General features: G+C 68.2%; 17 protein-coding genes and 3 pseudogenes. 15 read left to right on the forward strand and 5 right to left on the reverse strand.

Translation table 11 applies throughout. From position 1 onward, the window contains the following. Positions 1–213 precede the first annotated feature (213 nt). The 4 genes and pseudogenes from A3IC_RS73910 to A3IC_RS60580 all read left to right on the forward strand — a co-directional run bounded on the left by A3IC_RS73910 (position 214) and on the right by A3IC_RS60580 (position 2,527). Entirely contained in the window at positions 214–393 is a 180-nt protein-coding gene (locus tag A3IC_RS73910; RefSeq protein ID WP_106669222.1) for a transposase, read from the forward strand. After that, on the forward strand, positions 345–509 hold the full coding sequence (locus A3IC_RS69900; RefSeq protein ID WP_169400968.1) for a hypothetical protein: 165 nt from the start codon (positions 345–347) through the stop codon (positions 507–509). Before A3IC_RS73910 ends, A3IC_RS69900 begins: the two co-directional genes overlap by 49 nt. After that, entirely contained in the window at positions 506–1,108 is a 603-nt protein-coding gene (locus A3IC_RS63580) for an IS3 family transposase (RefSeq protein ID WP_020556920.1), read from the forward strand. Before A3IC_RS69900 ends, A3IC_RS63580 begins: the two co-directional genes overlap by 4 nt. 329 nt (positions 1,109–1,437) lie before the next feature. Then, positions 1,438–2,527: pseudogene (locus A3IC_RS60580) on the forward strand (integrase core domain-containing protein). Between the two features lie 369 nt (positions 2,528–2,896). Here the strand turns inward: A3IC_RS60580 and A3IC_RS63585 are convergent. Beyond that, on the reverse strand, positions 2,897–3,748 hold the full coding sequence (locus A3IC_RS63585; protein ID WP_158696375.1) for a helix-turn-helix transcriptional regulator: 852 nt from the start codon (positions 3,746–3,748) through the stop codon (positions 2,897–2,899). A 70-nt stretch (positions 3,749–3,818) separates the two neighbouring features. On the opposite strand from A3IC_RS63585, the gene A3IC_RS0146565 reads away from it, so the two are divergent. Then, the gene (locus A3IC_RS0146565) at positions 3,819–4,694 is read left to right on the forward strand and encodes a phytanoyl-CoA dioxygenase family protein (protein WP_020556922.1); all 876 of its coding nucleotides are present in this window, start codon (positions 3,819–3,821) and stop codon (positions 4,692–4,694) included. Between the two features lie 935 nt (positions 4,695–5,629). Here the strand turns inward: A3IC_RS0146565 and A3IC_RS0146570 are convergent. Continuing rightward, a complete protein-coding gene (locus tag A3IC_RS0146570) occupies positions 5,630–6,751 on the reverse strand; it encodes a Gfo/Idh/MocA family protein (RefSeq protein ID WP_020556923.1) in 1,122 nt (373 codons plus the stop codon). Beyond that, entirely contained in the window at positions 6,736–7,404 is a 669-nt protein-coding gene (locus A3IC_RS0146575; RefSeq protein WP_020556924.1) for a ThuA domain-containing protein, read from the reverse strand. Before A3IC_RS0146575 ends, A3IC_RS0146570 begins: the two co-directional genes overlap by 16 nt. A 241-nt stretch (positions 7,405–7,645) precedes the next feature. On the opposite strand from A3IC_RS0146575, the gene A3IC_RS0146580 reads away from it, so the two are divergent. The 7 genes and pseudogenes from A3IC_RS0146580 to A3IC_RS66300 form a co-directional block, all read left to right on the forward strand. Next, positions 7,646–8,680 (forward strand): LacI family DNA-binding transcriptional regulator, encoded by a 1,035-nt coding sequence (locus tag A3IC_RS0146580; protein ID WP_052174119.1) that lies wholly within the window; start codon positions 7,646–7,648, stop codon positions 8,678–8,680. A 339-nt stretch (positions 8,681–9,019) separates the two neighbouring features. After that, the gene (locus tag A3IC_RS69450; protein WP_158696376.1) at positions 9,020–9,184 is read left to right on the forward strand and encodes a hypothetical protein; all 165 of its coding nucleotides are present in this window, start codon (positions 9,020–9,022) and stop codon (positions 9,182–9,184) included. Between the two features lie 391 nt (positions 9,185–9,575). Then, positions 9,576–10,805 (forward strand): IS110 family RNA-guided transposase, encoded by a 1,230-nt coding sequence (locus A3IC_RS0146590; protein WP_020556926.1) that lies wholly within the window; start codon positions 9,576–9,578, stop codon positions 10,803–10,805. A gap of 237 nt (positions 10,806–11,042) precedes the next feature. Further along, the gene (locus A3IC_RS63590) at positions 11,043–11,555 is read left to right on the forward strand and encodes a helicase-related protein (protein WP_026219541.1); all 513 of its coding nucleotides are present in this window, start codon (positions 11,043–11,045) and stop codon (positions 11,553–11,555) included. A gap of 155 nt (positions 11,556–11,710) precedes the next feature. Next, a pseudogene (locus A3IC_RS73915) lies at positions 11,711–11,833 on the forward strand (helicase associated domain-containing protein); the annotation flags it as partial. Further along, the gene (locus A3IC_RS66295) at positions 11,824–12,579 is read left to right on the forward strand and encodes a helicase associated domain-containing protein (RefSeq protein ID WP_079027139.1); all 756 of its coding nucleotides are present in this window, start codon (positions 11,824–11,826) and stop codon (positions 12,577–12,579) included. The pseudogene A3IC_RS73915 and the gene A3IC_RS66295, both read left to right, overlap by 10 nt. Before the next feature lie 192 nt (positions 12,580–12,771). Next, positions 12,772–12,984 (forward strand): annotated as a pseudogene (locus A3IC_RS66300) (IS30 family transposase); the annotation flags it as partial. Positions 12,985–13,055: 71 nt separating this feature from the next. On the opposite strand, the gene A3IC_RS69455 reads toward A3IC_RS66300, so the two are convergent. Further along, positions 13,056–13,241, reverse strand: a complete 186-nt coding sequence (locus A3IC_RS69455; RefSeq protein ID WP_020556928.1) for a hypothetical protein — start codon at positions 13,239–13,241, stop codon at positions 13,056–13,058. A gap of 152 nt (positions 13,242–13,393) precedes the next feature. Beyond that, positions 13,394–14,884 (reverse strand): MFS transporter, encoded by a 1,491-nt coding sequence (locus tag A3IC_RS0146610; RefSeq protein WP_020556929.1) that lies wholly within the window; start codon positions 14,882–14,884, stop codon positions 13,394–13,396. Positions 14,885–15,006: 122 nt separating this feature from the next. Here A3IC_RS0146610 and A3IC_RS0146615 point away from each other — a divergent pair, with 122 nt between their 5' ends. The 3 genes from A3IC_RS0146615 to A3IC_RS63600 form a co-directional block, all read left to right on the forward strand. Continuing rightward, a complete protein-coding gene (locus A3IC_RS0146615) occupies positions 15,007–15,606 on the forward strand; it encodes a TetR/AcrR family transcriptional regulator (RefSeq protein ID WP_020556930.1) in 600 nt (199 codons plus the stop codon). A 713-nt stretch (positions 15,607–16,319) separates the two neighbouring features. After that, complete coding sequence (locus tag A3IC_RS60595) at positions 16,320–17,342, forward strand: dipeptidase (protein WP_245599866.1); 1,023 nt, start codon at positions 16,320–16,322, stop codon at positions 17,340–17,342. Between the two features lie 139 nt (positions 17,343–17,481). Then, on the forward strand, positions 17,482–17,980 hold a 499-nt coding region (locus tag A3IC_RS63600; RefSeq protein ID WP_425387403.1), incomplete at its 3' end, for a GNAT family N-acetyltransferase.

Genomic DNA, 17,980 nt, shown 5'->3' on the forward strand with positions numbered 1-17,980 from the left:
ACGAAAACCTCAGTAAGAGTCCGGCGGGATCTACGGCTCTCCGCGTGTCCATGCGGCCCTGCGGCGCGAGGGCGGAGCGCGCCGAGGGCTGCGACGACATCTCGAACCGGGCCGAGGGCGGCGAGAACGTCACGATCGGCCCGGACTGAGGTTTCCCCCGTGAGCATGGACACCTTGAAACTTGGATCGTGAGGTCCAGGAAGGGAAGTCCAAGTGGGACGCCCGTCGAAGTACACGGATGAGTTCAGGCGCGACGCGGTCGCGTTGTATCGCGCTTCGGTCGGGAGTCGCTCGATCGCGTCGGTGGCGTCCGAGCTCGGAGTCAACCACGAGACGCTGCGTGGTTGGGTGCGTCAGGCGGAAGCGGACGCCGGGAGCGCACCGACCGGTTGAGTACGGCCGAGCGGGAGGAACTCGTCCGACTCCGCAAGCAGGTCCGCGAGCTGGAGCTCGAGAAGGAGATCCTGCGCAAGGCGGCCCAGTATTTCGCGAAGGAGATGCCGCGGTGAGCCGCTTCCGTTTCATCTCCGAACACCGACGCTTCGGCGTCAAGCGGCTGTGTCGGGTTCTCGGCGTCGCTCGGGGGTCGTACTACGCCTGGTCGGCCGCCGATCCCGCCCGGCAGGCTCGCGCGGCGGCGGACGCGAGGCTGATCGAGCGGATCCGGGCGGTGCACACCGAGTCGAAGGAGGCCTACGGCGTTCCGCGGATCACCGCCGAGCTGCGGGCCGACGGACACTGCCGCGGCGCCGGGATCGTCGGCGGTGGCCAGCACCGCGCCCCGGTGTTCGGCGTTCTCTGCGGCCGGGTGTCGCCCGGGAGACGTCTCGGCTCGAACGTCGCGGGTGGTGAAGGCGCCGCCGGTCAGCGCGTACCAGGCGAAGAGGAACACTCCTTTGCAGTCGTCGAGGGCGATGCCGGCCGCTTCGGAGACCGGCTTCCCCAGCCCGGAGAAGTATTGGTCAACCTGCCGCGACGTGAGCCGCCAGGGCACCACGCCGTAGAACCAGCAGAGCTCCACCACTGGCTGGACCAGCGCGTCCAGGGTCTCGCCGACAGCCCCGCAACGTCCCTCGCCCAGCAGTACTCAGCCAACGTGCCCTGGTAGAGGGCCCGTTCGTCCCCTCCGTCGACGACCGGAACGCTGCGGACACCCACACCGGAACGGGCCACCGGAAACTGTCCCTGAACTGCTCCCACCGGAGGAGGACAGCGTCCACGTCGTCGACCCGGCGATCGGCGCGGCCCAGAACGCGCTCTCCGCGCCACGCCTGCACTTCGACGAGCAGTGCCGGAGTTGGTCGGCCGCGAGACCGTGACGACATTTCCGTGCTCGTGGCGAGGGCCCGTTCGTGAGCGTGTGGGGCTCGTAAAGTCATCGCTGCAGGTGGGAGCCTGCGCGCAAGGTTCCTCGGTGGTGGCTGGGATGCTGCGGGGGTGATCATCTCGATGCTGTACCGGGCCACCCGGGCGTTGCTGTCTGCGCGTGCGGTGCTGCTGCGCCGGGACACCGCCAAGGACGCCGAATTGCTGGTGCTGCGGCACGAGAACGCGGTGCTGCGACGGCAACTCAACGGTCCAATCCGCTACGAACCCCCGGACCGGTTCTGGCCGGCCGCGTTGTCGTCGCTGATACCGCGCCGCCGCTGGAGCCGTGTCTTCTCGGTCACCCCGGGGACGCTGCCGGCCTGGCACCGCAGACTGATCGCTGGCAAGTGGGACTACTCCGACCGACGCCGACGCACCGGGCGCCCTCCCACGGCGGCCGTGCTCAAGAAGCCGGTTCTGCGTCCGGCGCAGGAGAACCCGCGGTGGGGGCACCGGCGGATCCAGTGAACCGGCCCGCCCGGGGCATCCGATCGCGCCGTCCACGGTCTGGGAGATCCTGCACGCGGCCGGCATCGACTCGGCCCCGCGCCGCACCGGCCCGAGCCGGCGCGAATTCCTCACCACCCAGGCCGAGGGGATCATCGCGGCGGACTTCTTCCACATCGACACGACCGGCAGGCGGCTGTACGCCCTGGCGTTCCTCGAGAACGGCACCCGGAAGCTCCACATCACCGGCATCACCGGCATCACCGCCCACCGCACCGCGCAGTGGGCGAACCAGCAGGCCCGCAACCTCGCCGACGACCTGGGCACCCGCGTCGAGTCGCTCCGCTTCGTGCTCCGCGACCGCGACAGTAAGTACACCGGCTCCTTCGACTCCGTCTTCGAAGCCGAGGAGATGCAGGTGCTGCTCAGCGCGCCCCGGGCGCCGCGCATGAATGCCCACTTCGAGCGCGTGATCGGCACGATCCGGCGCGAGGTCCTCGACCACATCCTGATGACGAACGAGGCTCACGCCCGGCAGGTCCTCGCCGAGTACCAGGAGCACTACAACTGCCACCGGCCACATCGATCACGAGACCAACGACCACTCGAGGTCCAGGAACAGCCAGCGGGCTTGCACGATCGCGTGCCGCACAAGCTCCTGCGCACCCGCGTCCTCGGCGGAGTCATCAACGAGTACCGATATGCGGCTTGAGCTGCAGCGATGAATTTTCGAGCCCCACACGACGTGCGGTCGCCTGGCCGCCGCCCGCCTGAGTCCGAGACCGACCCAGCTCGCGGCTGCCGCCCGGGTCGGGTTCACCGTGCCCGAAGCGTTGCTGACGTCCGACCCGGACGCGGTCCGCGCGTTCCTCGCCGACCACCACGACCGGGTGGTGGTCAAGGCATTGACCCAGTGGCACACCACCCTACGTAATCGCCGCGTGTACCGACGTGCGCGGCGGTGGGGCGGCGTTGCGCACGCCGTTGACCACTCTCGATACGCGTGGCACGCCGACGCTGTCGCTGCTGTGCCCTGTCGGCCGTCGGCGGCGGTGTGTGACGTGTTGGACCGCTGGTTCAGCTATGCCTGTCCCTTGCGGCGGTATTCCTGGGGTGTGCAGCCGTCGGCCTGACGGAAGGCTCGGGCGAAGTGCTGGCCGGACCCGAATCCGATCTCGATGCCGATCGCGGTGATCGTCAAGTCGCTGGCAGCCAGCAACTGCCGGGCTCGTTCGATGCGGCGCTCGTTGAGGTATCGATGTGGCGACATGCCCGTCTCCCGAGCGAACAGTCCCGCGAGGTAGGTGGGTGCGAGGCCGACGCGTTCCGCGAGGTCTGCCAGGGGCCATCGGCGTGAGAACTCGCCGTCCAGAAGGGTGCGGATCCGGGCGACAGCGGGGTGGATCGACAGCTCGGATGTGCCCGGGACGGGCATGAGCAGCCGGCCGGCCTCCAGGATGAGCCTGTCGGCGGCCAGCGCGACCCCCTCGTCTTGGTGCGAGCGTTTCACTGTCAGCTCTCGAACCAACTGCGCGAAGGGTTCTGCGAGGGATTGCGCGCCCGGGCGGTGCACGACAGCCGGCAGGTTGCGCCACTGTTCGGTGAGGGCCGGGTGGCGTCCGAACACCGCGGCGGTGTCGATGGCGGCAAAGTAGAAGTGATGGTTGCCGGGGTGTTCCTCGGCCATGTGATGGACGGTCCCGGGCGCCACCATGAACATGTGCCCAGGGCCCAGGACGTAGCGGCGTCCCGCTGCGGTCCACCTGCTCAGGCCGTGGACTTGCAGGTAGACCTCCCATTCCGGATGGGTGTGCTCGTGGATCAGGAAACGGGCCGGCACCCACTGTTCTCCGGCGTGACGGACACCGCTGGCGGACTGGCTCAGCTGGGCGTGGAAGCCGGCGCGAAGGCCGGTCGGCCGAGATACGGACACCTGAAGATTGTCCACGCAATGCGATATACCAGGCAAGCCTCCCGTAGTCGGCGCGGTCTAGCGTCTCGCCATGAACGATTTCACGCTCAGCCCAGAACAACAGGCTCTGCTGCCCGGCTCCCAGGAGGTCGAGTTCTATCGGCGGCATGGGTACTGGATCTCTCCGCAGATCATTCCGGAGGAGGTGCTCGACGCCGCCGAGCGCGGCATGCGGCGTTTCTACGCCCGTGACTACGACGCCGAAGTTCCCGGGACGTTCGATTTCGGACCCGGGCAGGAAGAAGGCCTGCGTAAGCACGACTACACCTCGCAGCGCGTAGGCGAGCTGGCACAGCTGCTCGCCTATCCGCTGATCGGAGCCTCTGCGGCGGTTCTGGCCGGGGCTGCGGGCATCAGGCTGTGGCACGACCAGTTGTTGTACAAGCCGGTCGACGGCTCCGGCGTACCCGGCAACGTCGGCTGGCACACCGACCGCCAGTACTGGCAGTCGTGTTCGTCTGCGGAGATGCTGACCGCATGGGTGGGCTTCCATGACGTGGACGAGACCGGCGGGTCGGTGTCATTCCTGGAGGCCAGCCACCGATGGGACGTCGAGGGGCTGGACTTCTTCAGTCAGGATCTGAGCGGGATGGAGGCGGCGCTGGTGGGCCAGGGCTATCCGTTCGACGTGCGGCCGACGCGGATGAAGCGAGGCCAGGTCAGTTTCCACCACTGCAAGACGGTGCACGGCAGCGGTCCGAACCAGGGGGCCGCGCCGCGCCGTTCGCTGGCGATTCACCTACAGCCCCTGGACAACATGTGGCGCAGCCACGTCCTGCCCAACGGCGAGCAGGCCCGGCACGGGAACGACTTTCTCGTAGGGACGGTGGACGGGCACCCGGACTACGCAGACCCTCGGATGTGCCCGCTTCTGTGGTCCGCCGGTTCGAGCGGCTCGGACCGGTGACCGGGGGAGCGCGGCCGCGCGAATACATGGGCTGAGCCTTGATCATCGTCGGAAATCGGTGGCACCACCGTTCAGGGCGGTGCCACCACGGCGACGCAGGTCACGCGGCATTTGACCTCGCGTTGCTGCCAGGACAGTCGACCGTCATGGCAACAAGCAGGCTCCAGAAGGCGATGATCTCCCTTGGAGACAGCAGTAGTTGCCGCCCGTGATGCTCGGGAGGAACTCGCTTCGAGGGCGAGGATCTCGTGCCGCGTGGATCCACGGGAGGGATGTTCCGAATGGGCGACTCTGTGACTGTGTCTTCTCGATGGGTTGTAGAGCGACGGTGCGCTGACCTGTGGTGGCATTTTTTGAGAATGCCGGGATGTGTTCGAGTTTCGGTTCCGACCTGGGTGTTTCGGTTTCGTTCGTGGGGTTGTGTGCGGCTGGCCTGGGGTGTTGCACAGATTGAGAAGGCTGTGCAGCGTGACTGAGAATTCCTTCGGGCTGCGCCGTGTTTGCCATGGGCGCGGGGATGTACACCGCCGTTGGCGGGCGTCGGTGAGGGTGACGCCGTCGAGCCCGACCGCTGCTGCGGTTGGTTGTGTGCACGGTCGTCCGGCCTTCGGTCCGCTGAATCCGGTGGCGCGGCAACGGCTGGGCGTTGCACGAACCGGTTTTGTGTCGGGCCCGTGCCGGGATCGCAGGCGGCGCCTTCACGGGCAGAGCGATGGACGGGCTCGCGCTCGGTGTCCCCGCCGATCGATGATCGGGGACCGTTGTCACGCCCGCGAGTTCCTGGTGGCACGGGGAGGATGTGCGCGGCCTTGTGGGAGACCACCGAATATGCCCGTGATCGCGAAGGCGCGTGGATAAGATCGCGCGGGTCGGTCGTCCGATACGTTCCGTGTTCGGTGGACGACGGACGGGCGGGCGGTTTCAAAAACTCGACCTCAAGCTGGGCGGCATTTCGGTGTCTGACCGAATCCGTGATCGTCCAGCGGTACGAGCGGCGGCACCTCGCACCGACTCCGCACGTCGAGGGTCGTGCGCCTGTCCGCCGCGTCCAGCAGCGTGTATGAGCAGTCGAGAACATGGCGGGCGAGGTCCGCAGAGGCTCGATGGGGTCGGCTGTCACGGATCGCCTGGGCCATCTCCGCGAGACCGATTCCTCGGCGTGCCCCGACGTACCCGGCGGACGGCGGAAGCACATGCCAACCGACCTCGGCGGGGATCGACACCTCGCAGTCGCCGTCGAAACGGTTCGGATCCGGGACCATCAGTGACCCGGCGCTACCGTGGACCTCGATGTGGGACGCCCGAGAGGCCGCCACGTCGAAGCTCATGATCAAGCTCGTCAGCACGCCGTTCTCGTGCTCCAGGATGCCGGTGACGTGCGTGTCGACGCTTGTCTGGAACGTCGTGCCTGCTCGCGGGCCGGTCGCGATCGTCCGAAGCGGGCGGGGCCGGCTGCCGATGCCGGTGACGGACTTCACCGGTCCGAGCAGGTGGACGAGGGCCGACAGATAGTACGGACCCATGTCCAACAGGGGACCACCACCGGGCAGGTAGTAGAACTCGGGGTCGGGGTGCCAGCGTTCATGGCCGAAGCCGACCATGGTCGCTGTCGCCGAGGTCGGCATGCCGATCAGACCGTCCTCGATGGTCCGGCGTGCGGTCTGGACGCCGACACCGAGGACCGTGTCCGGTGCGCACCCGACGCGCAGCCCGGCCTTGTTCGCTGCCGCGACCACCGCGGCCGCGTCGGCCGGGTTCGCCGCGAGCGGCTTTTCGCCGTACACGTGCTTGCCCGCGGCCAGCGCCGCCAGTGCGACCTCCGCGTGGGCTCCCGGCGTCGTCAGGTTCAGGACGACGTCGATCTCCTCGTCGGCCAGCAGTTCGTCCAGCGCGACGGATCTCGATCCGGGCGTCGTCGCCGCCGCAGCGAGAGCGCGTCGCCTGTCGTGGTCGGTCACGGCGACGACCCTCAGGTCGGGCAGTGCGGCGAGTGTGCTCAGATAGGCGCCGCTGATGTTGCCGGCGCCGACCACGCCCACCCTCAACGGCTCGCCCACAGCAGGCCCCTTTCGATGATGGTGCGGATCTCGGGCACGTTGAGCGTCGGCGGGTGGTGGCCGGGAGCGCAGGCGAAGATCCGGCCCGCTCCCCAACACCTGGTCCAGATGGCGGGGAAAGTGACCGGCGCGCCCCACGGGTCGCCGTTGCGGACCGGCACGGTGGTCGTGGCCAGCACCTCGCTGTGGGCGTCGGAGAGCACCCAGTACTGCTCGTCTTCGACGGTGATCGACGCGGGTAGACCCCTGACAATGTCGTGATCGCTCCGGGTGGGCACGACCTCGACGGTGTGACGGCGGATGCCACCGGGATGAGCCGCGAACTGGGCGCCCGTGAGTTGGAGATAGTCGGTCGACGCCCGGAACGAGTCGATGATTCCGCCGTGCCATCCGGCGAGTCCGACACCGGATTCGACCGCTTCGCGCAGTCCCCGCACCTGGTCCTCGTTGAGTGAACCCATGGTCCAGCACTGGAGAATCACGTCGGTCCGGGAAAGGAGCGCCGCGTCCGTGTAGCTGTCGAGGTCTTCGGAGACGACGACCTCGTAGCCGTGCTCCCTCAGGAAAGGGATGAAGCGCTCGGTGGTCTCGGTAGGGAAGTGCCCGTCCCAGCCACCGCGGACGACGAGCGCCCATCTCCTCGGTTCAGACATTGCGGTCCTCCCGGCTTGTCCTGTTCCGGTCGGCGCCCGCGCCGGACGCCGGCGGATGCGCCCGTTCTGTGGATTCGCGGCCGCCACTGTGGATTCGGAGATTGTTCGGCATATGCCCTCTCGTCAAATTTGCGCAACTTTGCCTCGATAGGTTGACGCACTGGCACGCTAACTGATCTATCGCTCCGCCAGCCAGGAAGAATAGTTGCGCAACATGATGAGGGCTGGGCATGCTTGGGGCATGACACAGCGTGCTTGGCGCAGGCCGTCGGGATCGCCGACACTCACCCAGATCGCCCGAGCCGAGGGCGTTCCCGTCCCCGTCGTATCGAAGGTGCTGAACGGCCGGAGCGACGTCTCGCCCGCCGTCCGCCGGTCCGTCGCGGCCCGTCTTCGGGAGGCCGGGTACACGCTGTCCGCCCCGGCGGGCGCCTCGGCTCCGGACGGTCTGGTCGACCTGGTCGTCTCCGGTGTCGAGGGAACTTGGGCGAATGCCATGCTCTCGGGGATCGAGCGCGTGCTGTCGAGGACGGGACACGACGTGGTTGTGGTGGTCGCCCGAGAAACGGAACCGGACACGCGCGACTGGGTACAGCGCCTGGTCGATCGGGGCAGTCGGGGGGCGGTGATCGCGCTCGTCACCCCCACCAGCGCGCAACTGCGCCGGTTGGCTGCGGCCGGAGTCCGAATGGTCGCGCTCGACCCGCACAGGCCGCTGTCTGCCGGGATCCCCACTGTGGGCGCAACCAACTGGACCGGCGGACGGCAGGCCGCGGAGCATCTCATCACGCTGGGACACACGCGCATCGCCGCGATCGGGGGCGTTTCGCATCACCACTACAGTCAGGCACGCCTCGACGGATTCCGTTCGGCCCTCGTGGCTCATGGTCTCGACAAGAGTGCCGCCGAGCTGGTGCGCCACGGGAACTGGAGCCGTCGGGGTGCGGCCGAGGTGGCCAGAGAGCTACTCGAACTCCCGAACGCGCCGACGGCCGTCTTCGCGTGCTCCGACCGTATGGCGCTCGGGGTCTTCGACGTGGCGGCGGAACGAGGGCTGCGGGCTCCGCGCGACATCAGCGTCGTCGGGTTCGACGACCTTCCGGAGGCGTGCTGGCTCAGCCCGGCACTCACCACGGTTCGGCAACCGGTGCAGGAGATGGCGGGGTTGGCTGCCGACACACTCCTGCGCCTGATGGCCGGCGAATCGGTTCGTGCTCCCCGCATCGAGCTGGAGACGCGGCTGATCGAGCGCGGGAGCACCTCACCACCTCGGTGATCGCGTCGGTCGCGGAGCAGGGCTTGGCCGCGTGTGCGGTTGAGATGGAGTTCTCGCAGGTATCGCGCGTAGCGCCGCGCCGCAGTCTTGGCACCATCGCCGCGATCGTGATCACCGTCGCCGCGTCGTTCGTTCACGCCCGCCCCTCGTCACGTCTCGCCTTCGGTCCGAATACGGACCGAACCCCTCCCGAGGATCCACGAATCCTTGAGGCGACCGGCGTAGAGACCGTTCGGAGCGGCCACCTTGCGATCGCCGAACACCCTGCAACCCGGGCTCCATGGACCCCTGACACCGGGCGCCGACACCGCAGGCGCTCGTCCGGACCCGGGAGACATCGTGACCGACACCACCCCCGCCAACCCCCACCCCGCCTGCGGGCGCGTTCACGCCCTGGCCATCCGCGCCGCCCGGATGACCGCGTCCCACGCAGTCCGCGGAATCGCCTCGGGAGCGGGAAGCACCGCCGGCGGATGGCTCACGTGGTGGCTCGTCAACCGTTGAACAGCCACCCCGTCGGGGCGGGAACCCTTCGACCCCACCCCGAACTTCACACCGAATCCCACTTCGCCGGACGATCCACCGGCCGACGTCGACCCGGTGTGGTGCAGGGTCCCGGGCTCGGGCAGCCAGCCGTCGTCACCGAACCTAATGGGACTCGTCGGGTCGTGAGAGAGACTGCGGCCCGTGGCCGCCGGCAGGTGAGCACTATCCGAACCGGAACCCTTGTGAGTTCTGGTGTGAGAGCGTGCCCCCGCTGGTCGGCCGGGAGGCCTGACTGCTGATGGGATGGCGTGCCCGCCCGTTGTCGGGCGTGAGCACTGGATCCATTAGGGCGCGAGCTGTGTCTTCCGCAGGCCGCACGCACGAGTTCGTCGAGAGGTTGGAGAAGCGGGTGCTGTTCGTCGGCGACGACTGGGCCGAAGACCATCACGATGTCGAGGTCCAGGATGCGACGGGCCGCAGGCTCGCCACCGCCCGGCTGATGGAGGGTGTCGAGGGCGTCGCGAAGCTGCACGCCCTGCTCGCCCGGCACGGCGGGGAGGACCTGGAGCCGGAGGAGGTGGTGGTCGGGATCGAGACCGACCGGGGGCCGTGGGTGCAGTCCCTGCTCGCGGTCGGTTACCGGGTCTACGCGGTCAACCCGCGCCAGGCGGCGCGGTTCAAGGAGCGGTACGCGACGTCCGGAGCGAAGAGTGACCGCGGTGACACCCACGCACTGGCCGACATGGTCCGCATCGACCGTGCCCAGCTGCGGCCGATCGCGGGCGACAGCGAGCAGGCCCAGGCCGTGAAAGTGGTCGCCCGCGCCCACCAGACGCTGATCTGGGAACGGACCCGCGCCTTCCAACGGCTGCGGACCACGCTGCGCGAGTACTTCCCCGGCGCCCTGGCCGCCTACGCGGGCCTGGAGCTGACCAGCACCGATGCTTTGGAACTCCTGGTCAAAGCGCCCACGCCCGAGACGGGGAGGAAGCTGACGAAACAACAGACCACCGCAGTGCTGGCACGGCACCGCCGTCGCAACCGGGACCAGAAGACCGCCGCGATCCAGAAGGAGCTGCGCGAGCCCCAGCTCGACGTCGCCGCCCCGGTGGCCGCCGCCTATGCCGCCGCGGCCACCGCACACGCCCGGCTGCTGCTCGCCCTGAACGAGCAGATAGACGCGCTGGAGATCGAGGTGAAGGCGCATTTTCTCGCGCACCCGGACGCTGAGATCTACCTGTCGATGCCCGGCATCGGCGAGATCGTCGGGGCCCGGGTGCTGGCCGAGTTCGGCGACGACCCCACACGCTACGCATCGGCGAAGGCTCGGAAGAACTACGCCGGCACCAGCCCGATCACCCGCGCCTCCGGCAAGGTCCACACCGTTCAGGCCCGCTACGTCCGCAACAACCGGCTCGCCGACGCGCTCCAACGTCAGGCGTTCTGCGCGCTGCAGAACTCGCCGGGTGCCCGCCGTTACTACGACAAGCAGCGAGCTCGCGATCTCGACTACAACCCAGCCCTGCGGCAGGTCGGCAACCGCCTCGTCGGCATCCTGCACGGCTGCCTCAAGACCCGCACCCACTACGACGAAGCCACCGCCTGGGCCCACCACGGCCAACTGCCAACAGCGGCCTGAATTTGACACCCCAAAGCGATGGGATGTCTCACACCGTCCCCGCCCGGTTCGGGTTGTTCCACCGGGACCGGGGGTTCGTTAGCACGTGTGTCCGTCGGAACGGCGGGAACGGCGGGACGTCACTCGTTCGGGTGAACGGCCGGGCCGGATGTTCGCGGCCCCCGAGATCCGCGACGACGAACTCCGAGCCCTCCTCACCGGCCGCCGCCCCGCACCGAACCGCCCACGGCCGAGGGCATGCGCGTGGCCGCAGCCCAACTCGCCCTGATGCGCTGTCGCGAGATGCACGACATCACACGCGCACTGTCCTTCCACCGCTCGACCAACCACGCGGACACCTTCGCCGAGACCCTCGTCGACACCGCCCGTCGCATCCCCGGCGCCGATCACGCGCAGGGCCTGTGGGCCGCGAGCGTCCACCATCGCCAAACCCCCACCCAACGCAACGACACCCTCGACAGGTTCGCCCGCCACCCACTCGCCCCCACACCCCGCCGCACCGCACTCGCCGTCCTCGCCAACGTCCGCATCGCCGCCGAAGGCGTCGACATCCCCCTCGTCGACTCCGTACTCTTCGCCGACCCCAGGACCAGCACCATCGGAATCGTCCAGGCCGTCGGCCGCGCCCTACGCCTGCCCCCGGCCTCGACAAGTGCTCCACCCTTGTCGTCCCCGTCTTCTTCGGACCCGGAGAGCGCCCCGAGGACGCCACTCTCGGCACCCCCTACCACCTGCTGTGGCAGGTCATGATCGCCCTGCGCGCCTACGACGAACACCTCTTCCGGCGCGTCGACATCCGCCACGGCGCCATCCGACACCTACCCCCACACGCACCAGGGCCCCGAACACGTCGACGAGATCGCCCGGGAATTGGACCTGCGCACCATGGACCCCCACCCCAACGTATGGCGTGGCGGCCTGAAGGCGGCCTGAAGGCGGCCGCACGCTACCGGCGTCGCCATGGCGACCTGGACGTCCCCGGCGACTACCGCGACCCCGAGGGCTTCGACCTCGGGCCGTGGATCGGCCACCAACGCTCCCTCGAGGCAGCCGGCAACCTCACCCCCGACCGCATCGCCGCCCTCATCCGGCACGGCATGCGCTGGACACACCCCACGACAGCACCGAGCACTTCCTCCATCTCGCCCGCGCCTACGCCCGACAGCACGGCCACCTCGTACCTCCGACGACCGAAACCTTCCGCGGGCAAGCCCTCGGGTCCTGGCTGGCCGACCAACGCCGACTCGGCTGCGCCGGAGCACTGCCCGCGCCGCACCGACGGGCCCTCGCCGACATCGACCGCTACTGGAACCCGCCCTGGAACCACCAATGGCAACGCAGCTATGCCCACGCCCTCGCCGAATCCCGCCGTCGCGCCCTGACCGTCCCCCTGACCCGCGCCCAGGCGCGCGCCGATCCTCTGGCCCACTGGCTCGACCGGCAATTCGACGCCTTCCCCGGCCTCACCCGTGCACAACGCGACCTCCTGGGAGGACTTCCTCTCGACGGCCCCCTCGCGTTGGGCCTTCGCCGCCCTCGCAGCTCCCGGGAAGTGGCGTTCTGCCGCGGGCTGCGCGCCGCCCGCCAGTACCGCCGCCGACACCGGCACCTGCGCGTGCCCGACCACCATGTCGAGACGTTCCGGGGAGAGCGCGTCCACCTGGGGGCGTGGATCGCCGCACAACGCGACCGCCTGCCCGAACTGACCCCCGCCGAGATCGGAGCACTCGAAGCATTGGGCATGGAGCCGAGGCCCACCGCCACAGCCACTTGAGCAGGGGTTGCTTGCCGACCGGCGATTCCGCGGGTCGACTGGTCGGCTCAGGGCTGGTGTCGTTCGGTCGATCCGTGCGCAGGGGCGGAAGTTCAGCCCATCGACGTCGGACTTCCTGGTCGAGGGGTTGGCCGCGCAGACTGTCGATTTTTGCGCGGCCTACCCGGTTCCGGGACGCAGAGACATGTCGCATACTTCTGCGATCCGCACTCACCCTGGCAGCGCGGATCCAACGAAAACACCAACGGCCTGCTACGGCAGTACTTCCCCAAGAGCACCGACCTGTCCGTGCACAGCCCCGAAGACCTCGAACACGTCGCCCGGCAACTCAACGGCCGACCACGCAAAACGCTCGGCTGGAAAACCCCAGTCGAGCGCCTGCGTGATCTACTGACGACCACGTGAGCCATCAGGTGTTGCGAGGACCCCGAGAATCCGCCACATGGTGTCCGGGGCTCCGGCGTTGATGGTCGGGTTCAGGCCGCGTTGGTCAGGACGGTGACCCTGCGTCCCGCCGGGACCGATGGAACCGCGCTTCCGTCGTTGTTGACGACGAGCGCGAAACCGTCGATGACGGCCCGGCGGGCGATTCCGTCGTCTACGGCGGCGACGCTGCCGCAGATCAGCACGGTGGTGTCGAGGTATTGGATCGGTCGAGCCATGCCGCGGATACCCCAGGGCTTGCCTGGGGTGCCGATCAAGTGGGCCCGGGTCGCCGAGGGAGTCCCCGTGGAGGTGACCCATTCATCGGCGTTGCGGGTCCGTCCCGTGACGTCATGGACGCCCACGGTGGTGTTGTTGTGGATGCCGGCAACTACGTCGCCGTGCTTGTCGATTCGTCGTGCGGTTGTGATACGGGTGCCGACTGTGGGTTCGGTACCCGCTCTGGAGCGGGCCGGGGTGCGTGCTTGCGCACGACGGTGACCACGAGGATCAGCGCCACCACGAGGGCACCCGCTCCGAACTCGAAGGCGAGGTGGTAGCCGCCGACCAGTGAGGCGTCGACGCCGTGCCCGGCCCGGGACAGGCTTGCGGAATGGCCGGTGGCGATCGTCGCCAGCAGCGCCAGTCCGAGCGCGCCCGCGACCTGCTGGGAGACGTTGACGATGCCCGAGGCCAGACCCGCGTCCCGGGGTGGTACCTCGGCCATCGAGATCATCGTCAGCGGGGTGAAGGCGTTGCCGATGCCCAGGCCCATGCCGAGGAAGGCGAGGAACGGGAAGGGGAAGAACCCGGCGTGGGTACCTGCCAGTCGGAGCATGAGGATCCCGGCGGCGGCGACGGCGAGGCCGACCGCCATGACCGGGACGGACCCGAAGCGGGCCACCAGCCGGCGGTTGACCCCCAGCGTCAGGATCGCCACGGTCACCGTGTAGGGCAGGAACGCCAGGCCGGTGTCCATGGCACCGTAGCCGAGGACCTTCTCCAGGTAGAGGGAGCCGAGGAAGAACATGCCGTACACGCCGGTGACCATCAGGACGCGGACCGCGCTGGAGAGAACCAGGCCGTGCAGCTTGAGGATGCGCAGCGGGAAGATCGGGTTGGGGTGGCGGTTCTCGACCGCCACGAAGGCGGTGAGCAGTACCAGCGCGAGGGCGAGGGGCGCGAGGGTGTGGAGCGAGCCCCAGCCGTGGGTCGAGGGTTCGACGAACCCGTACACCGCGGCGGCGAGCGCCACCGTGACGAGCAGGGAGCCGAGCCAGTCGATGCCCTCCGAGAAGCCGATGCCGCGGTCGTGGGGGATGAGCACCCGGCCGGCCATGCCGACGGCGAGGCCGATCGGGATGTTCACGAAGAAGATCCAGTGCCAGTTGAGCAGCTGGGTGAGCGCGCCGCCGAGCAGCAGGCCGAGCGAACCGCCGGCTACCGCGGCGAACACGTACGCGCTCATCGCCCTGGCGCGCTCTTCGGGCTCGGGGAACTCGGTGACGATGATCGCCAGGATCACCGAGGCCTGCATCGCGGCGCCGACGCCCTGGAGGAAGCGGGCGCCGATCAGCAGGCCCGAGCCGTTTGCGATGCCGCAGAGCAGCGAGGCGACGGTGAACACGGTCAGCCCGGCGAGGAACACCCGCTTGCGCCCGGCGAGGTCGCCGAGGCGGCCGGCGAGCAGCAGGAAGCTGCCGAAGGCGACCAGGAAGGCGTTGACGACCCAGGTCAGGCTGCTCTGGCTGAAGTGCAGGTCGTGCTGGATCTGTGGGAGTGCGACATTGACGATGCTGGTGTCAACGGTGAGCATCAGCTGCGCGAAGCAGACCGTGATCAGCGCGAGCCATCGGCGCCGGTCGTCTGAAAGCTGTTGCATTGATTTCCAAGGATTGAAGGACTGCGTGCTAGATTGGAGGCGGCCTCCAGAACAAGTGGAGGGCTCCTCCGGAGCATATGGAGGGGTCCTTCGGATCGTCAAGTCGGAGTTGGATACCAACCATGAGCAGCGAGATCACCGACCAGTTGGCCGTGGCGCGTCCTCGCCGCGCCGACGCCCGCCGCAACTACCAGAAGCTCGTCGACGCAGCACGAGAGGCATTCGCGCAAGGCGGCGCCGACACGTCACTGGAAGAGATCGCACGCCGGGCCGGAGTTGGTATCGCAACCCTGTACCGCAACTTCCCCGAACGCGCTGCTCTGCTGGAAGCGGTCTACCTGGAAGAGGTAGAGATCCTCTGCGCCTCTTCCGCCGATCTCTCTGAGCTCCCGGCCTGGGACGCGTTCGCCGAGTGGCTGCGGCGGCTGACCGCCTACCTGGTGAACAAGCAGGCATTGGCGCCTGAACTTTTGCGCACGTTCGACCACGATGCACAGGTGTTCCAGCGCAGCCGCGTAGCGATCTTCGCTGTCGGCGAGCCTCTGCTCCATCGCGCACAAGAGGCGCAAGAGGTGCGCACCGATACTGATTTGGCGGAGGTAATGAAGTTCGCCGGCGGCATTGCAAAAATCCCGAATAGCGGAGCGGCCGAGATCGGTCACATCCTGGAGATGGCTCTCGACGGCCTGCGCTACAAGAAAGCCCGACCCTCGCCGCGATAGGTGACCGGCTCACCCGCGAGCCGGCCGTCCTCGGCAACCCACCCTCGCCCGGGCCCCGCGCCGGCCTCACGCGTGCCGACCCGGCAACAGGTGCACCGCCCCGACGCGTCCCAAGTCCCCATCGTGCTGCGCCTGTTCCACCCCCTGTGGGACTCCACCTCGGACGCCGATCTGTTTCATGCGGACCACACATGCACGCGGGGGAACTTCCGTACCTGGGCGAAGATCACCTCCCACGCCTACACCGCCTGCTCCGTCCCGGCTGCTTTGAAAGATCTTGTCGGTTGATCTTGTGTTGGCCAGTGGATTTGCGGGATCTGGGATTTTGGATCTTGACTGCGTGGCCTGGGTTTTGCTGTCTTGTTCGGCTTTGTCTGGCCTGTGGCCTGTGGTTTTGCGGGATCCGGGACGGATGTTCGGTTCGGTTGGGAAAACCTGTGGGCGGAGGATGAGGTCACCTCGAGGGTGTTGATCTTGATGTGATGCGGTGATCACTGTGGTCGGTCCTTCTTGTGTCGGCTGGCGATTCGGTCGACCTCGGTCCAAGGGTCGTCGGGGCCGGTTCGGTCCATGGTGGATGGCTTGCCGTCGAGGGTGGTGATCTTCGGGCGGTACCCGGGCTTGTCGGGATTAGTGGTTGGGGGTTGCCGGCGTCGTGTGCTGCGTGGGCTCGGAGTTGCTTGTCGATGCCGGCTAACCTCACCAGGCCGGAGGTGCCGAGCCTGGACCGGCAGGGCACGGGCATGATGCGTACTGTGTCGAACGAATCCTCAGGACCGCGCCGCCCGCCCATGCTGTGGGAACAACACTGCTGCCTGCCCTTGGAAAGGTGCGCGGATATCGGCGAACTGGCCCGCTACCGCAGGCCCGGGGGCAGCTTCGTTTCGGTGAACGTGGGCTATGTTCCCCACAGTGCCGATGACGTCGCCGGTCTTATCGCAAGCTGGCGGGAGCGGATCGCCACGGATGACCGTTTGCGGCCGGCCATGAGCGTCGACGACGTCGACGCAGCCGGGCGTGCCGGTGACGTGGCAGTGGCCTTCGACCTGGAGGATTCCGGTCCGCTCGATGGACAGTTGGACCGAGTGGGCCACTTCTACGAACTCGGTGTCCGCACAATGCTTCCCAGCTACAACAATCGCAATATGGCCGGCGGCGGCTGCCTGGACGAAGTCGACGAGGGCCTCACCGCCTACGGCCGTGCGCTGATACGGGAGATGAACGCCGTCGGCATGGTGGCAGACGGCTCTCACTGCGGCGCCCGTACCGGGCTGGACATGTGCGAGGTCTCCGAGCAGCCGATGATCTACAGCCACTCCTGCATGCGCTCGGTGTGGGACCACCCCCGCAACATCACCGACGAGCAGGCCAAGGAGTGCGCCGCCACGGGTGGGGTCGTCGGCATCACCGGTGTCGGGATCTTCCTCGGCCCCAACGACGCCACCATCGACGCGCTGGTACGGCACATCGACTACGCCGTCGACCTCGTCGGTCCGGAACACGTCGGCGTGTCGACCGACTACCCGTTCGACCACGAGGACTTCAACGCGATACTCGAACGGAATCCGGAGCTGTTCCCCGACTGCTACACCCGCTGGGGGCCGATCAATTTCATGCCCCCGGAAGGCCTGCTGACCGTCGAAGACGCGCTTCTTGCCCGGGGATACCCCAACAGCGCCGTCGCCGCGATTCTGGGCGGCAACTTCCGCCGCGTCGCCGAGCTGGTGTGGCGGTAGCTCGACCAGCAGCAGCCGGTGTCAGTTCTCATCGACATTTCCTGGCCCTGTGATCACCAAGTGCTGTCCAAACTCGGTGATAAGTGGTGTCGCCTGTCAGTTACGAAGCCAGTCGTCGTGGATCCGGATCCGGATGCGGATGCGGGTGCGGGCTGCGGGCCGAGCGGGCGGCGGGCGGGTCGTTCCGGTGGTGGTCCGGGCGTGGTCGGGAAGCGGTTCGGCCCGGGCGTGTGTCCGCCGGAATCGGGGTGATGGGTGCGGTGTGGGTCGTTACGGTGGTGGGGTGAGCGCCGAGCAGTTGTCGAGTCCCGCCGTCCGATCCCCTCGTTCGGTCCGGGTGTCGGGTCGTGGTGTGGTCCTGCGTGATCTCGTCCCCGGCGATGTCCGTGCGGTGGGGGAGGTGTTCGACGCGGAGGTGGTGCGGTTCCTGGGGTTCGNGGTGCGTGACGAGGCCGAGACCCGCGCCTACGTGGAGGAGAACATCGAACTCGCCCGGTGCGAACCGCGGACGAAATACCTGCTGGTGATCGAGTCCGCCGAGGACGCTTCGGTGGTGGGGACGATCGCGTTGGTGATCGAGTCGCCGGGCGTGGGCAGCGTTGGGTTCGCGGTGCGCCGGTCGGCGTGGGGCCGCGGCT

Origin of the sequence: Embleya scabrispora DSM 41855 (genome assembly GCF_000372745.1) — a bacterium.
GTDB classification, from domain to species: Bacteria; Actinomycetota; Actinomycetes; order Streptomycetales; family Streptomycetaceae; genus Embleya; species Embleya scabrispora.